The organism is uncultured Metabacillus sp., assembly GCF_947503125.1.
Lineage (GTDB): Bacteria > Bacillota > Bacilli > Bacillales > Bacillaceae > Metabacillus.
In genome coordinates this window covers 48,980-64,310 of the sequence record NZ_CANNCR010000005.1, presented here as the reverse complement: position 1 = coordinate 64,310, position 15,331 = coordinate 48,980, and the positions used below count along the sequence as shown (strand labels likewise).

The window sequence follows — 15,331 nt, the reverse complement described above, 5'->3', positions numbered from 1 at the left end:
CTCGATTAACGGTACCGCTTCATAATCAGCTTGATTAATATCATAAAAATTAATTAATTGCTTCCAACTTACTTCAAGATGCTGTTTGATACTTTATCAAGAATATCTTTCCACTCTTGTTCTTCCTCTGTATGCGGTTTTTTAAATGAAAACAGTTCTGTAAATTCAGAATCGATAACATATAAATGATCATATGTAATGTAATGTGTACTGCGAATAAGGTTATTTTCTAAATGGATCTCTCCATAATGCAAGCTGATGGCCTGATAATGGCTGCTGTCTTTTCCAGATACCTTTTTGAACTGTGAAAGCTTTTGGCTTTGATCCTCCCACTCAGAAAGAGTATCCAGCAATTTACCATCTGCAAATAACAATGAAATATCTTGTCTTAAAAAGATTTTTTTATTAGTAATTGAGGTAACTTCCCATTCAATGGTATATTCGTCAGCATCTTTTTTTCCAACAAATTGAAGTGAAGTAGAAGCTTTTTCGAAGTTTACTGAGTCATCGATTGGGAAAAAAATAATGCTCTCACGAACCGATTTCCCATGATAATAAGCATAAAGAAAACCTGAGGTTATAAAGGCTAATAATAGAAGAAAGATCCATTTTGGCTGCATTTGCATCAACTCCAACGTAGGACAGGTTGATAAAATGTATGAGAAATCCATTTAAAATATGATTAAACATTAATTTTTATCTTAACAAAAAGAACAAAACAAAATCGTTATTCAAGGTATGTTTTTCCATTTATTCGTCTAGGATGAGTAACAAATTGTGTTACGAAATGGAGACATCTTATGACATATGAGGGAGAAAAGAAATACGTTTCAAAAGACTTTCAGGAAAATATCGATTATTTGTCTGAACGTTTAGGTGTTAAAAAAAGCTTTGATGTAATTCGCCTCGATCTTGAATATGCTGGACGAAAAATGGCATTATTCATGGTTGATGGCTTTGTGAAGGATGATATTCTACATTATTTAATGAAATATTTATCACGGCTTGAGCCAGAGCAGCTTGAGGAAAACACACTTGATAAGCTTTTAAAAACATATATTCCATATGTTGAAATAGAAAAAATAAATGATTTAAATTCAATTGTTCATACAGTCTTAGCAGGCCCAACCGCACTAGTTGTTGATGGGATTGACGAAGTCATCTTAATTGATGCCAGAACATATCCAGTCAGAGGTCCGGAAGAGCCTGATATGGAGCGGGTAGTACGCGGCTCCAGAGATGGTTATGTGGAAACAATCGTTTTTAACACTGCCTTAACAAGAAGAAGAATAAGAGACCGTTCTTTGCGAATGGAATACATGCAGGTTGGCAGACGCTCTAAGACTGATGTGGTTATTTGTTATTTAGAAGATATTGCTGATTTAGATCATGTCGAGGATCTTAAAAAATCGCTCAAAGCAATCGATACTGACGGATTGCCGATGGGAGAGAAAACGATAGAAGAATTTATTGCTGGCAGGCATTTAAACCCTTATCCAATGGTTCGGTACACGGAAAGGCCTGATACCGCTGCAGCCCATTTGTACGAAGGGCATGTGATTATTTTTGTCGATGGTTCACCAAGCGCCATCATTACACCAACAACCTTTTGGCATCATCTTCAGCATGTTGAAGAATATCGAAATAAGCCAGTAGTTGGAGCTTACTTACGGATTGTACGTTTTATAGGCGTCTGGGCCTCGCTTTTTCTTTTGCCCCTATGGTATTTATTTGCGATAAATCCAGAGTTGTTACCACCAGGAATGGATTTTATCGGGGTTAATGTTAAAGGACAAATTCCCCTGCTAATCCAATTTTTGCTCGTGGAGATTGGGATTGATGTGCTAAGGATGGCAGCAATCCATACACCGTCGTCATTAGCTACTGCTTTAGGATTAGTCGCCGCTTTAATGATTGGTCAGGTAGCAGTTGAGGTTGGTCTTTTAACATACGAGGTTGTCCTTTATTTATCGATCGCCGCAATTGGTACGTTTGCAACACCAAGCTATGAGCTTGGTCTCGCAAATCGGATGTTTCGAATTATTCTTTTGCTCTTTACAGCATGGCTAGGGGTTATTGGCTTTGTTGCTGGAATCACCTGCTGGCTGATTATGCTTGCACGGATGAAATCATTTAACGTACCATATCTTTATCCATTAATCCCATTTAATTATCGAGGAATGAGAGATGTTTTATTAAGAGCTCCAATGCCCTTAAAAAACAGACGTCCCCCATTTTTACATCCTAAGGATCCAGATAGATAATAATAAAGTTAAAGCTGTTTCAAAAGGCTCTGACCTTTTTGAGACAGCTTTATTTGTTTTGTTTTAATTATCATTAACTCAATTGTTAAGTAATACATATAAACCTTGAATTAAAAAAGCAATAATTTTTAAAAAGTTTTAAAATAAAAAACGTTTTCTTGACGCAGGGTGCAATTCCTTTATACTTTAAAGAAGGAGCTACATTCTTTAGCGGAATGAAACGATTCCAAATTAATGCGAAATAGGAAAGACAAATGGAAGCAGGTGATTAGATGAAAACAGTTTACGATGTACAACAGCTTCTAAAAAAATTTGGAACGATCATTTATATTGGGGATCGAATCGCTGATTTAGAATTAATGGAAGAGGAATTACGGCAGCTATACGAATCAAATCTGATTGATCCAAAGGACTTCCAAATGGCCATTCTTTTGTTAAGACAGGAAGTTCAAAGACTAAAAGGTTAATTTAGTAAAAACGTAATTCGTTCGTCATATGACATGACTAGATACCTATCCTCATGATAAGGAATCCTACATTTTATATTAAAAAGATAGGTAAAAATAGCTCAAATGAAAACGGTTACGAAAAGCATATATAATAGTAGAAAAAGGTGATTTTGTTGAATGAAAAATGGTTAGTTGGTATTGATTTAGGTGGAACGACAATTAAAATGGCATTTATTAATTATTATGGAGAAATTGTAGAAAAGTGGGAGATTCCTACAGACAAAACTGGTAAAGAAATTACGACAGATATTGCAAAAGCAATTGATACGAAGTTGGAAGAACTCGGGTACCCGAAATCAAAGCTTTCAGGCATTGGAATGGGTGCTCCTGGACCGGTTAACCTAGAAAGCGGACTTATTTATGAAACTGTAAACTTAGGTTGGAAAGATTATCCTCTAAGAGATCATCTCGAAATGGAAACAGGACTTCCTGCTGTTATTGATAATGATGCAAATATAGCAGCAATTGGTGAAATGTGGAAGGGTGCTGGAGATGGTGCAAAAGACTTAATCTGTGTCACACTTGGAACAGGTGTAGGTGGAGGTCTTATCGCAAATGGTGAGGTCATTCATGGTGTAAACGGCGCTGGTGGTGAAATTGGCCATATCACAGTTGTGCCAGAAGGAGGCGCACCATGCAATTGCGGAAAGAACGGTTGTATTGAGACGATTGCTTCGGCAACTGGAATTGTGAGAGTGGCTAAGGAAAAGTTAGCTTCAACTGACAAAGAAAGTGTTTTACATAAACTAAACCAATCTGAATTAACTTCAAAGGATGTTTTTGATGCACTTGGGCAGGGTGATGAGGTAGCAGAGGAAATTATTGATTATGTTACATATCATCTAGGTTTAATGCTAGCGAATATATCGAATGGCTTAAATCCTGAAAAAATCGTTATTGGCGGTGGAGTATCGAAGGCAGGAGATCAATTAATAAACAAAGTGGAGCATTATTTTAAACGCTTTGCATTCCCAAGAGTAGGCGATGCTGCCACAATCGCAATTGCAACATTAGGGAATGATGCCGGGGTAATTGGTGGTGCATGGTTAGCAAAAACTAAGCTAACTGATAAATAAACAATGACTAATTCGGGATAATAAAAAGGAGCCTCTAACGACAGGGTGCTCCTTTTGTTCATTGAAATATGAAATTCCAAAGTTCCAAAGGATGTTGTAGATGCACATAAATATCTCAATATGTCGATAATAGTTTTCTGAATTTTTTAACTTTAACACCAACGAAACTTTTTAAGGTTTCATACGTCTAATAGTAGGGTAAAAAGAATAAGCTAAACATTATAATTCTAGCATGCTATTGTTGGGGTAATGTTAAAAATGATTGATTTTTTGTAAAAGAAGTATTAAGATATGATTTAGTTATTTGGTGCTGACTAATATATGGAAAAAATTACATTAGAGATATTAGAGAGTGTAAGTGCGATTGTTCCAAGGGATGAGGAGGTATTTGGATGCGTAAGAAATCTTTTTCGAAAATTTCATACTTGCTATTAGCAACGTTATTCATGTGGATCAAAACATATATTGTCTATAAAACTAGCTTCGATATTAAAATTGAAAACTTTACCCAAGAATTTATCTTATTCATTAACCCTATCAGCTTTCTGTTGTTAATTTTTGGGGTTGGGTTATTCATGAAAGAAAAGAACCGAAACAGGTATATATTCGGTGCCAGTATTTTTGTAACAGGTTTATTATTAGCAAACATGGTTTTCTATCGCTTCTTCAATGACTTCTTAACCATTCCTGTTTTATTTCAGACAAGCAATATGGGAGATTTAGGGAGCAGTATAAGCGGTTTATTTTTGCCGACAGACCTCTTAATGTTTGTTGACATTGCCGTATTATTCTGGTTATTAAAAAAGCCAACTTTTAAATCTTCATCACAACTAACAAGAAAAGAAAGATCGGCATACTTCTTATTAGTTGCAGCTGTCTTCTTCTTTAATCTTGGATTAGCCGAAACAGAGCGTCCACAATTGTTAACTCGTTCCTTTGACCGTGAAATGCTTGTAAAAAATATTAGTGTGTTCAACTTTCATATTTACGATGTCATTTTACAATCGAAAACTTCGGCTCAACGTGCTTTAGCCGATAGCAATAGCCTTACTGAGATTGAGAACTATGTCAATGCAAACCGTAAAGAACCTTCACAGGATTTGAACGGTATTGCTGAAGGAAGAAACGTTATTTTACTTTCATTAGAATCACTGCAAAACTTTGTGATCAATGAAAAATTAAATGGTCAAGAAATTACGCCGTTTTTAAATGATCTAATTAAAGAAAGTTATTATTTTGAAAATTTTTATCATCAAACCGGTCAAGGTAAAACGTCAGATTCCGAATTTATTGTTGATAACTCTCTTTATCCATTAGGTCGCGGTGCAGTTTATTTTACCAATAGCAGCAATGAGTACACAGCTAGCCCAGAGATTTTAAAGGATTATGGATATTACTCATCGATTTTCCATGCGAACAATAAAAGCTTCTGGAATCGCGACATTATGTATGAGACTTTAGGCTATGACCGTTTCTATGATGTGAATGATTATGAGGTTACTGAAGAAAATTCAGTCGGTTGGGGATTAAAAGATATCGATTTTATGGAGCAAACCGTTCAACATATCGATGAGCTTCCACAGCCATTTTATACAAGACTGATTACCTTAACAAACCACTTCCCATTTGAATTAGGTGAAGAGGATAAAATGATTGAAGAATTTGACTCGAATAGTAAAACATTAAATCAGTACATCCCAACAGTACGATATATGGATGAAGCTGTTAAACATTTCTTCGATAAATTAAAGCAAACAGATGTGTATGAAAACTCAATAATCATTTTATATGGTGACCATTACGGAATCTCTGAGAACCATAATGTTGCAATGGAAAAATTCCTGGGGAAAGAAATTACGCCATTTGAAACCATTCAATTACAAAGGGTACCATTTATTGTGCATATCCCTGGCGTGACAGATAAAAACCCACAAACCTTCTCAAAGGTTGCTGGTCAAATCGATATCAGACCAACGATCATGAGCTTGCTTGGAATTGATACTAGTGAACAAATTCAATTCGGTACCGATGTATTCTCAGATGATAAACTTTCATTTACGGTACTAAGAGACGGAAGCTTTATTACAGAAAACAATGTCTATACTCGCGGAGTATGCTATGATAAGGCAACTGGTGAAGAAACAGATTTAGCTGTTTGCGATCCGTATATGGAGAAAGCAAAGCAAGAGCTTAATTATTCTGATGAAATCATTTATGGCGATCTGCTACGTTTCTATGGTAAAGAAGCCGAAGCTGAAGATGCTGAGCAAAAAACATCAACAACAGAATCAAAATAACCTTTAAAGTTGACTTGAAAGCAAGATGTTCTTCAAGTCAGCTTTTTTGTTGTTTATAAGGAGTTTATGAATGGCTCTAATCTGAGGATAAGCGCTTCGGCATCCACCTACAGCGTCTAACGCCTCGAGGTCGGGGCTGTTCAAGGTGTTAAGCTTTTGTTTTAACTTTTCATGATATCAACATTCCATCTCTTTCTACATAAACTAATCATAAATGGGCTATTAGGAGGGAGAAGTTATAATGATCATAAGTACGAGGAAAGAACTCTCGCTTGAACGGCTTGCTAATCACTTATGTATTGCTAAAGAACTAATTATAGATAGTAATGGAACAATAGAGCTTGAAACAGGTATAATTGAAGCAAATACACATATCAAGATCCCTTCTCAATCTGGTTTGAAGCTTGAAAGAAGTGAATTTGTAGATCTTATGAACAAACCAGCGACAATGGTGCAGGATGACAGCGGGCATGATACAATTCTTAATACAAAGAAGCCTTATGATTCTAAAGGGTTATTCAAAGAGATTGACCGGCTTTTATTAATGTATCCATTTATGAAAAAGGAGATTATAGGGTATAGTGTATTAGGCAGCCCAATTATTGAGCTAACAATAGGCAGAGGGATAAAAAAAGTGCATATGAATGGTTCATTTCATGCGAATGAATGGATTACAACGAGTATTATGATGCACTGGCTGGGTGATTATTTACAAGCACTAGTCAGCGGGGAGAAATTTGAAGATCTTAATTGTTTATCCTTGTATCATGCTACAACCATTTCTTTTGTACCAATGGTAAATCCTGATGGTGTTGATTTAGTGCTGAATGGATTACCTGATCAATCGTCATTCCAAGCCTCTGTTCTTGAGATCAATAACAACAGCCGAGATTTCTCACAATGGAAAGCAAATATAAGGGGAATTGATTTAAATAATCAATATCCTGTTAATTGGGAAATTGAAAAAGAGCGAAAAATACCTAAATCACCAGCACCTCGTGATTACCCTGGAGATGCTCCTTTAACAGAGCCTGAAGCGATTGCCTTGGCAAACCTTGTTAGGAAGCGCCAGTTCGATCGTGTGCTTGCTTTTCATACCCAAGGTGAGGAAATTTATTGGGGCTATTTAAGAAGAGAACCTGAAGAGGCAGAGAACATTGTCAATGAATTTGAAAGGCTAAGCGGCTATAAGGCTGTTAGGGATATTGACAGTCATGCCGGTTTCAGGGATTGGTATGTAAATGACTGGAGAAAGCCAGGATATACAGTAGAATTGGGGTTTGGTGTTAATCCATTGCCGTTTTCCCAATTTGATGACATTTATCGTAAAAGCAAAGGGATCTTTTTAGCTGCTTTATATATGTAGACCATAAAAGGTGTTGGAATCACCCAATACCTTTTTGACTTGCTTTTTTCTAAAATATGAAACAAAACATTTTTTTTAACGTAAATATAGTAAAGCGTATTTTTTCTATGAGAAGAATAACTTTTAAATATAAAGAGAAACGGGGTGAAAGAGGAGTTGATGAGAGCAAGTAAAATTCTTTTCCTACTTATGTTCATTCTACTTCTTGGTGCAGGCTGTAATCCATCTCATCAACCAGAACAAAACAATGAGCTTTCACCTGAAAGGGAGCTTCCACAAACGTCAAAAAACCAATCCATAGAAAAAGAAGCCAAACTACCTATAGAATTAGATGAAAGCTTTTTTCATTCAGTTGCTGACTGGAAAGATGATGAAACGATTCTTTATATTACCAATCATTCTGGCGGTTCCACTGTACATACATATAATCTAATTACTGGTAAATCCTCCATTTTTTTTGAAACTGAGGCACCAATTGTCCAGCTTCAAGCAAACTCTGATCAAAGCCTGTTTCTTGTTCATACAAGTCCTACAAGCTATGAAGCTGAATTAATTGTGTTGGATTCACAGGCAAAGGTTAAATTTCAAACGAAAATAGAATCGTACGAATTGCAATATACGTGGAACCAAATGAATCACCAGGAGCTTTTTGTCTCAAGTTTTAATGAGGATTGGACATTTCAAACATATATCATGAATGTAAAGGAACAAAGCATCACAGCAAATCCAATTCAAATTCCATTTATACAATGGCTGAATAATCAAGAGATAACTTATCTCAAATGGGATCAGGAATCTCCGGCACTTACTGCCCCACTTTATGCATATAATTTCGAAACTGAAGAGGAGGCCCTTCTTTCAGAAAATGTAGTGGCAAATACGAATTTCGAAAATGAAATTTCGACCATTGAATTAGTTGATGACCAAGGTACGGCTGTTGTCCGGTTTTATGATATGGAGAATAAAAAGCAAGTAGCCGAAATGTCAACACGTTTGGTTGGGTTATACTCAGAATGGGCGATTCCCTATTACGACATGAATGCGAAAGAAGATATGTTTTATATGATTGAAGCTGATGAAACATTGACCTCATTTTCATTAGTAGCATTTGACCTGCAAACAGAGAAAAAGGAAACACTGATAGATAACTTGGAAAATTTTCCACTTATACTGTCTCCAAATGGTAAATACGCACTCTTTGGAGCAAGGTATGAACATATAATCGATATAAAGAACAAAGCAGTAAAAGAACTTATTAAACTGAAATAGGAAGGAAGATATGATGGCAATTGTAGATGTAACCGTGATTCCACTAGGAACAAATGATCCAAGCGTAAGTAAATATGTAGCAGATATTCAACATATTTTAAAGAAATACGAAAATGAGGGGAGAATTCAGTATCAATTAACTCCAATGAACACGATCATTGAAGGCGAGCTTTCTACATTATTTGAAGTCATTACAGCCATTCATGAAGCACCATTTGCTAAAGGGATTCAAAGAGTCGCTACAAATATCCGGATTGATGACCGCCGAGACAAAAAAACGACGATGGAAGGCAAACTTGAGAGTGTCCAAAGACATCTTAATGAGAAATAATGAAAAAAGGTTAAATGTAAAACCCCTTAGCATTTTTGCTAAGGGGTTTTTATCCTTCGTTTTTTTACGTTTGCACTAGAGCGCTTCAGTTTTTTTCGAATTAGTGTGCTGTTGGGAATCCATGATGAAGTACAGTCATAACTGAAAACCATCCGAATACAGCTAATGTTCCAAATGCAAAGAAAGCACCAAGAAGATTTTTGTCTCTTAGCGAACGAATAAATCCGAAAATGGCAAGAATGGTAACAAGTCCAAAAATAATAATTAAGCCCATTAAAAAAGCCTCCTTACGTATGTAGATCGTTTTCATTGTATCGCTTATGATATCAAGATACAAACAAGTCCTTCTAATATTTTAATCGGTTTCATGACGTTTGTCGAGTTTATTTTCCAATTAGATGGACACTGATCTACATCATTTGTGTATAGCATGACCATTTATAATAAAATTCAGTCATGTATGGAGATATCGTATAATAGAAGAATAGTGTAAAATAAAAGAGGATTGAATAAGTTGGAGGTAATAAAATGAAATGGAGACAACTGCCATTAGGCCCGCTGCAAACAAATTGTTATCTTTTCTCAAACGATAAGAATGAGTGCCTAGTGATCGACCCTGGCGGAGACGCACATAAGTTAACAAATATTTTACAGCAGCAACATTTAAAACCATTAGCAATCTTACTGACACATGCCCATTTTGATCATATTGGTGCTGTAGATGAGATTCGCAACGAATGGAACATCCCTGTTTATGTACATAAAAATGAGAAAGAGTGGCTGACAGCCCCTTCTTTAAATGGCTCGCAATATTTTATGGCAGGGGAAATAAGTGCTTCACCTGCTGATGAACTTATTAAAGGGGAAGGAACATTAAACATCGGCAGCTTTTCTTTAGAGGTTTTTGAAACACCCGGACATTCACCTGGAAGTGTATCCTATTATTCCTCTGAAGCAGGCTTGGTCTTTTCTGGTGACGCACTGTTTGCCGGCAGTATTGGCAGAACAGACCTACCAGGCGGAAATCATCAGCAATTAATCAAAAGCATTCATGATAAACTTCTCACACTTCCAGAGGAAACTCTTGTGCTTTCTGGGCATGGTCCTGAAACAAGCATTGAACTAGAGATGGAAAGAAATCCGTTTTTAAATGGATTCTAAAAAAACAGGCAGCCTAGGCTGCCTGTTTTTTTGAATTAATGACCCGCAGTTTGTCCAGGAATCATCATGAATGTTGTCCAATACGTAAATCCGACAAAGAAAATTGTTAAATAAGCACCGAAAATATAAATGTACATGCGCTCTGATAATTTTAAGTAAGATAAAAAGACGAAAAACCCGGTTTGTCCGAAAAATAGTAAGGACGTGGTCTTCATGTCACCAAGATAAAACATAACTGCGAAGATTCCTGTCCAAAACCCTAATACTCGGAACATACGATCCATATGTATCCCTCCTTTGTTGGCTTTGCCCTAAGCTGTATTGTTGCCCTGTTGGATAACAGGTTCAAAACGTAATGATGGTTGATTGATACAACTTCATAATCATAGCTTTTGACAAATCATACTCTAACATACAAGTCCATTACTTTAATTATTATAATGTAACGCTAACATACTTGTAAATAGCGTTTACAGGATCGCAAAAAGAAAACAATTCAAAGGAGCCATTGATTAAAAATTAGATACGAAAAGAGGCAGAACAGCAGTAAAAAAGTCGTCTGCCATGTATACAGACGACTTTAATTCGGAAATTTTAAAGTTCTTATAATATGAATAAGCGCACGGTAAAATTTTTACATAGTTTTTGTGTCTAGCTCCAGAGCCTAGCCCCTCTAGGGTCTAGCCAAATTGGAATTGAAGGCAAAAAGCACCTTCTATTTCAATTCGTCTTATTTGCTCAAAGCTGTTCAAGGCCCTTGCGCTTTTCTTATAACTGGGCTAGCTGGATTCGAACCAACGCATGACGGAGTCAAAGTCCGTTGCCTTACCGCTTGGCTATAGCCCATCGATGTAACTGCTCAAATATCCTTCCTGCTCCTTAATAACATTTAGTATTATATACTAATTTTTAGTTTTTATAACATATTTTTAATGATTATCTATCTTTTTTTGATTTTTTATTGTTAGAAAACATATTTTCCATCCTTTAAAATTCTCTTTCCTCAATGTGATATTCCGTTAGATATCTTGTAAAATGACCTTGTAGCAAGCAACAGAAAGGAGATGAGACCATGCAATCCATTGAACAACTTAGTGAACGGCTGATTGAAGAAGCATGTGCCCTACGAGCTTCAGATATTCACATCGTTCCTAAAGAAAAAGAAACACTTATTCATTTCCGGATTGATGACGATCTGATTGAAAAGCACAGCATGAAAAAAGAAATATGTGAGCGGATTATTTCGCATTTTAAATTTCTTGCCTCAATGGATATTGGAGAGAGGAGACGGCCGCAAAATGGCGCACTTTCCATAACAACAACAAATGTTAATGTTCATCTTCGTTTATCTACATTGCCAACCATCCATGAAGAAAGCCTTGTTATCCGGCTTTTGCCTCAAGAAAAAATTCCGCCAATTACACAGCTATCATTATTTCCTGCTACAACAAACAAGCTGCTCTCCATATTAAACCATTCTCACGGACTGATGATTTTTACTGGTCCGACTGGCTCAGGCAAAACAACAACTCTCTATTCGCTTATTCATTATGCTAAGCGTCATTTTAATCGAAATATTATTACCCTTGAGGACCCTGTAGAAACAAAAAGTGCAGAGGTGATGCAGGTTCAGGTAAATGAGAAAGCAGGTATTACTTATGCAGCTGGTTTAAAGGCGATCTTAAGACATGATCCTGATATCATAATGGTAGGTGAGATTCGTGACCGGGAGACGGCTCAAATCGCCATACGAGCAAGCCTAACAGGGCATTTGGTTTTATCTACCATGCATACAAGAGATGCAAAAGGAGCGATTTATAGGCTGTTGGAGTTTGATGTCAGTTTATCAGAGATTGAACAAACCTTGATTGCAGTTTCTGCTCAACGGCTTGTTCAGTTAAAATGCCCTTTTTGCGAAGGAGAATGTCCCCCTTACTGTAAAAAGCTCAGAAAAAAAAGACGCTTAAGTGTCTATGAATTACTTTTTGGTAAGAACCTGGCTGCTGTTGTAAAGGAAGCAAAGGGAGAAGTGGCAGCTTATTCCTATCCGATGCTGAAAGATGTCATTAAAAAGGGGATTGCTTTAGGTTATTTATACCCAAATTCATATGACCGTTGGGTGTTTCGATATGAAGATTAAAGATAAATGGAGCTTGAAGGAGCAAGCAGACATTTTAAAAAGGTTAAGCAGTATGCTTGAAAAGGGCTATACCTTGAACGAAGCGTTAAGTTTTCTTTATGTCAATGAACAAGGCAGTAAAAAGAGTGACTTATTAATTTGTATAAACCAGCTTTCGTCAGGGCATTCATTTCGATCAGTTCTTTCCAAATTGCATTTTCACCGCGATGTATTGAGCTACCTTTATTTTGCAGAGCAGCATGGTGATATGGAATTTGCATTAAAAGCAAGCAGCGAAATTCTTCACAAAAAAATGACTCATTTAGATAAACTTGCAAAAATCCTTCGCTATCCAATCTTTTTAATTATAACCGTCAGTATCATCCTTTCCATTGTACAATCGGTTATAAGTCCGCAATTTCAGCAGCTTTACAATTCAATGAATTTGGAACAATCTTTTTTCTCTATATTTCTATTAGTTCTTTTTGCATTGTTGAAGTGGTGTGGTATAGGTGGATTCATCATCACAATAATGATCATCCTCTATTATTTTTTTATTTTTAAGAAAAAGCCGATCGATGAACAAATGGAGATTATGATTAAAATCCCAATCGTTAAAAGGATTTTCTGTATGCTGCATAGCTATTTTTTTGCTCTTCAGCTTAGTAATTTATTAAGGGGAGGACTCTCTACGTTTGAAAGCCTAAAAATCTTTGAAAAGCAAAATATATTGCCATTTTATCGAACAGAAGCCAGCCGTTTTATTGAAAAATTAAAAGCGGGGGTACAGCTTCATCAAATAATTGAAGATAGCCATTTTTATGAAAAGGAGCTTGCACTTGTCATTTTACATGGACAAGCGAATGGACAGCTTGCCAGGGAGTTATTTATGTATAGTCAATTTGTGATCGAAAAGCTGGAGAATAAAATTATTAAGACGATGGCCATTATCCAACCAACCATTTACGCCTTTGTCGGAGTAGTTGTTCTGTTTGTCTATTTATCTATGCTATTGCCATTGTACAATATGATGGAAAATTTGTAGGAGGGAAAAATGAACAATCAAAAGGGTTTTACACTTATTGAAATGCTTATCGTCCTATTAGTGATCTCGGTTTTATTACTAATCACAATACCGAATGTAACGAAGCATAATGCTAGTATTCAAGAGAAAGGCTGTGAAGGCTTAATTAATATGGTGCAAGCACAAGTAACCGCATATGAAATTGAAAACAATGCCACGCCTACTGTGGATCAATTAGTGGATGCAGGTTACTTGAGAGAATCGCCGAAATGTCCAAATGGAAGCAGTGTGACGATATCTGCTAATGGTGAGGTAACTGAAGGTGCAGCAGCAACACAATAAAAATGGTTTTACTCTTATCGAATCACTGCTTGTTCTATCAATTGCAAGTATTATGAGTTTAACTGTAATAATGAACATTGTACCTATGTATCATAAAAAAATCATAGATACGTTTTTAGATCAATTTGAAAAGGATGTATTGCTTACCCAACAATTTGCATTAGTGAATGAATCAACCGTATATATTTTATTTCTAGTAGATCAGCATCAATACAAAGTGGTATCAGTTGATACAAATAAAACTTTACTTACAAGGAAATACCATGCTGATATAAAAATCGAAGGAGTTACACTTAAAAATCGGGTGACGTATAACGGCAATGGATCTATTCAAAAAAGTGGAACGTTACACATCACTTATCATGAAACAACCTATAAAGCTGTTTTTTATCTTGGAAAGGGGAGGATGAATATTGAAAAATTGTAAGGGATTTTCCTTTGCAGAAACAATCGCAGCATTCAGTATGTGGAGCTTGATTGTCACAATTCTCATTCCTCAGCTTGTTCTCTTAACACAAGAAAGACTTAACGCCCAACAGTCATTACAAGCCTATAAGATACTGCACGAAAAAACACAACAGGTATTTTATGATCAAGCTCCAAAGTTAAATGAAAAGTTTGTAAAGGATAATGTACACTATACCTTAACATGGGAGGAGGAAAGAAATTATTCAAAGGCATGCTTATCTTGGAAAAATTCATTCGAAAAAACAAAATCAGTATGTTATCTGGTTTCATAATGAAAAAGGATATACGTTTTTGAATTTAATTTTATCCTTCTTTATCTATTCGATTATTATCACATCGCTTTCCGTTATCCTCCATTTTTTACTTACACACTCTCAACATTCAGATGATTTAAAACCTTTTGAATGGGAACTCTTTGTTATTCAATTACAAAAAGAATTAAATGAGGCAAAGAATCTTTCTGTAAAAACAACGGAAATAACCTTTACAAATAATGAAGGGAAACTGGTTAGTGTTCATTACTATCCTAATATGATTCGCAGACAGGTGTATGGAACAGGACATGAAGTGTTTTTACTAAAAGTAAAAACACTTGAATTTAAACAGGTGCCTTCTGGGATCCAGTTATCTTTGGTAAGTAAAGCTGGAAATGAATTTCAATATACCTTTCGATTTATGAGGGATAGGGCATGAGATATGAGGAATGAAAAAGGATTTATTTTTCCAACCACACTCGGTGTTATCCTCTTTTGTTTGTTTATCGTTGCTTATATTTCAAGTGTCCTGATTAGTGAAAAACGGTTTTATTCGGAAACAGAGCAATATTATATACTGGAAAATTTAATGCAACTCGCGGTAGATCAGTCACTTTTGGAAATCAAAAGCCAATCAGCCACACCTATCACGTCTTATCAATCAAATACAATAAATGGGAGCCTTTCATATGAAATCAAAGAATTATCTCCAAGCATTTATGAAGTACACTTAACATGTAAAACAATAAGAAATAAAGTGAATAAAGCAAGATATCAATTTGATCTATCAAAAAATGAAATGATCTTATGGTCTGAATATTAGCTCTTGTGTTATTGTAGAAAGAAAACCG

At 35.8% G+C, this 15,331-nt stretch carries 18 protein-coding genes and 1 tRNA gene; 15 read left to right on the top strand and 4 right to left on the bottom strand.

What is annotated here, in order from left to right:
* Positions 1-68: 68 nt before the first annotated feature.
* Positions 69-620 carry a hypothetical protein gene (locus Q1B07_RS05775; protein WP_299087927.1) on the bottom strand — a complete coding sequence of 184 codons (552 nt, stop codon included), beginning with the start codon at positions 618-620 and terminating at the stop codon, positions 69-71.
* A 180-nt stretch (positions 621-800) separates the two neighbouring features.
* Here Q1B07_RS05775 and Q1B07_RS05770 point away from each other — a divergent pair, with 180 nt between their 5' ends.
* The 7 genes from Q1B07_RS05770 to Q1B07_RS05740 all read left to right on the top strand — a co-directional run bounded on the left by Q1B07_RS05770 (position 801) and on the right by Q1B07_RS05740 (position 9,112).
* Entirely contained in the window at positions 801-2,264 is a 1,464-nt protein-coding gene (locus tag Q1B07_RS05770; RefSeq protein ID WP_299087929.1) for a spore germination protein, read from the top strand.
* A gap of 272 nt (positions 2,265-2,536) precedes the next feature.
* Complete coding sequence (locus Q1B07_RS05765) at positions 2,537-2,731, top strand: YqgQ family protein (RefSeq protein ID WP_299087931.1); 195 nt, start codon at positions 2,537-2,539, stop codon at positions 2,729-2,731.
* A gap of 155 nt (positions 2,732-2,886) precedes the next feature.
* Positions 2,887-3,849, top strand: coding sequence for an ROK family glucokinase (locus Q1B07_RS05760; RefSeq protein WP_299087933.1), 963 nt, complete (start codon positions 2,887-2,889; stop codon positions 3,847-3,849).
* Positions 3,850-4,241: 392 nt separating this feature from the next.
* The gene (locus Q1B07_RS05755; protein WP_299087937.1) at positions 4,242-6,146 is read left to right on the top strand and encodes an LTA synthase family protein; all 1,905 of its coding nucleotides are present in this window, start codon (positions 4,242-4,244) and stop codon (positions 6,144-6,146) included.
* A 241-nt stretch (positions 6,147-6,387) separates the two neighbouring features.
* A complete protein-coding gene (locus Q1B07_RS05750; protein ID WP_299087939.1) occupies positions 6,388-7,512 on the top strand; it encodes a M14 family metallocarboxypeptidase in 1,125 nt (374 codons plus the stop codon).
* Positions 7,513-7,671: 159 nt separating this feature from the next.
* The gene (locus tag Q1B07_RS05745; protein WP_299087941.1) at positions 7,672-8,781 is read left to right on the top strand and encodes a hypothetical protein; all 1,110 of its coding nucleotides are present in this window, start codon (positions 7,672-7,674) and stop codon (positions 8,779-8,781) included.
* A 13-nt stretch (positions 8,782-8,794) separates the two neighbouring features.
* The gene (locus Q1B07_RS05740) at positions 8,795-9,112 is read left to right on the top strand and encodes an MTH1187 family thiamine-binding protein (RefSeq protein WP_299087942.1); all 318 of its coding nucleotides are present in this window, start codon (positions 8,795-8,797) and stop codon (positions 9,110-9,112) included.
* A 100-nt stretch (positions 9,113-9,212) separates the two neighbouring features.
* Here the strand turns inward: Q1B07_RS05740 and Q1B07_RS05735 are convergent, their stop codons facing one another.
* A complete protein-coding gene (locus Q1B07_RS05735) occupies positions 9,213-9,386 on the bottom strand; it encodes a DUF2759 domain-containing protein (RefSeq protein WP_299087945.1) in 174 nt (57 codons plus the stop codon).
* Positions 9,387-9,640: 254 nt separating this feature from the next.
* On the opposite strand from Q1B07_RS05735, the gene Q1B07_RS05730 reads away from it, so the two are divergent.
* Positions 9,641-10,273, top strand: a complete 633-nt coding sequence (locus Q1B07_RS05730; protein ID WP_299087948.1) for an MBL fold metallo-hydrolase — start codon at positions 9,641-9,643, stop codon at positions 10,271-10,273.
* Positions 10,274-10,308: 35 nt separating this feature from the next.
* Here the strand turns inward: Q1B07_RS05730 and Q1B07_RS05725 are convergent, their stop codons facing one another.
* On the bottom strand, positions 10,309-10,557 hold the full coding sequence (locus Q1B07_RS05725; protein WP_299087950.1) for a DUF2626 domain-containing protein: 249 nt from the start codon (positions 10,555-10,557) through the stop codon (positions 10,309-10,311).
* A 490-nt stretch (positions 10,558-11,047) separates the two neighbouring features.
* Positions 11,048-11,119 (bottom strand) — tRNA-Gln (locus tag Q1B07_RS05720).
* Positions 11,120-11,345: 226 nt separating this feature from the next.
* On the opposite strand from Q1B07_RS05720, the gene comGA reads away from it, so the two are divergent.
* Genes comGA through comGG form a run of 7 tightly spaced genes read left to right on the top strand, consistent with a single transcriptional unit; the run spans position 11,346 to position 15,303 of the window.
* Positions 11,346-12,413, top strand: a complete 1,068-nt coding sequence (gene comGA / locus Q1B07_RS05715) for a competence type IV pilus ATPase ComGA (protein WP_299087953.1) — start codon at positions 11,346-11,348, stop codon at positions 12,411-12,413.
* A complete protein-coding gene (gene comGB / locus Q1B07_RS05710; protein ID WP_299087956.1) occupies positions 12,403-13,437 on the top strand; it encodes a competence type IV pilus assembly protein ComGB in 1,035 nt (344 codons plus the stop codon). The genes comGA and comGB overlap by 11 nt, the downstream gene beginning before the upstream one ends.
* Positions 13,438-13,446: 9 nt before the next feature.
* Positions 13,447-13,758, top strand: a complete 312-nt coding sequence (gene comGC / locus Q1B07_RS05705) for a competence type IV pilus major pilin ComGC (protein WP_299087959.1) — start codon at positions 13,447-13,449, stop codon at positions 13,756-13,758.
* Positions 13,739-14,185: a competence type IV pilus minor pilin ComGD gene (comGD, locus tag Q1B07_RS05700; protein WP_299087962.1), complete on the top strand. Its 447-nt coding sequence runs from the start codon at positions 13,739-13,741 to the stop codon at positions 14,183-14,185. The genes comGC and comGD overlap by 20 nt, the downstream gene beginning before the upstream one ends.
* Positions 14,172-14,498 carry a competence type IV pilus minor pilin ComGE gene (gene comGE / locus Q1B07_RS05695; RefSeq protein ID WP_299087964.1) on the top strand — a complete coding sequence of 109 codons (327 nt, stop codon included), beginning with the start codon at positions 14,172-14,174 and terminating at the stop codon, positions 14,496-14,498. Before comGD ends, comGE begins: the two co-directional genes overlap by 14 nt.
* A complete protein-coding gene (comGF, locus tag Q1B07_RS05690; RefSeq protein ID WP_366945150.1) occupies positions 14,425-14,919 on the top strand; it encodes a competence type IV pilus minor pilin ComGF in 495 nt (164 codons plus the stop codon). Before comGE ends, comGF begins: the two co-directional genes overlap by 74 nt.
* 3 nt (positions 14,920-14,922) lie before the next feature.
* Positions 14,923-15,303, top strand: a complete 381-nt coding sequence (comGG, locus tag Q1B07_RS05685) for a competence type IV pilus minor pilin ComGG (protein ID WP_299087966.1) — start codon at positions 14,923-14,925, stop codon at positions 15,301-15,303.
* Positions 15,304-15,331: the final 28 nt, after the last annotated feature.

Bases quoted from the DNA above. Each gene is read 5' to 3' on its own strand.
- Q1B07_RS05775 (WP_299087927.1), bottom strand. From the start codon at position 620: ATGCAGCCAAAATGGATCTTTCTTCTATTATTAGCCTTTATAACCTCA.
- Q1B07_RS05770 (WP_299087929.1), top strand. From the start codon at position 801: ATGACATATGAGGGAGAAAAGAAATACGTTTCAAAAGACTTTCAGGAA.
- Q1B07_RS05765 (WP_299087931.1), top strand. From the start codon at position 2,537: ATGAAAACAGTTTACGATGTACAACAGCTTCTAAAAAAATTTGGAACG.
- Q1B07_RS05755 (WP_299087937.1), top strand. From the start codon at position 4,242: ATGCGTAAGAAATCTTTTTCGAAAATTTCATACTTGCTATTAGCAACG.
- Q1B07_RS05750 (WP_299087939.1), top strand. From the start codon at position 6,388: ATGATCATAAGTACGAGGAAAGAACTCTCGCTTGAACGGCTTGCTAAT.
- Q1B07_RS05745 (WP_299087941.1), top strand. From the start codon at position 7,672: ATGAGAGCAAGTAAAATTCTTTTCCTACTTATGTTCATTCTACTTCTT.
- Q1B07_RS05740 (WP_299087942.1), top strand. From the start codon at position 8,795: ATGGCAATTGTAGATGTAACCGTGATTCCACTAGGAACAAATGATCCA.
- Q1B07_RS05735 (WP_299087945.1), bottom strand. From the start codon at position 9,386: ATGGGCTTAATTATTATTTTTGGACTTGTTACCATTCTTGCCATTTTC.
- Q1B07_RS05730 (WP_299087948.1), top strand. From the start codon at position 9,641: ATGAAATGGAGACAACTGCCATTAGGCCCGCTGCAAACAAATTGTTAT.
- Q1B07_RS05725 (WP_299087950.1), bottom strand. From the start codon at position 10,557: ATGGATCGTATGTTCCGAGTATTAGGGTTTTGGACAGGAATCTTCGCA.
- comGA (WP_299087953.1), top strand. From the start codon at position 11,346: ATGCAATCCATTGAACAACTTAGTGAACGGCTGATTGAAGAAGCATGT.
- comGB (WP_299087956.1), top strand. From the start codon at position 12,403: ATGAAGATTAAAGATAAATGGAGCTTGAAGGAGCAAGCAGACATTTTA.
- comGC (WP_299087959.1), top strand. From the start codon at position 13,447: ATGAACAATCAAAAGGGTTTTACACTTATTGAAATGCTTATCGTCCTA.
- comGG (WP_299087966.1), top strand. From the start codon at position 14,923: ATGAGGAATGAAAAAGGATTTATTTTTCCAACCACACTCGGTGTTATC.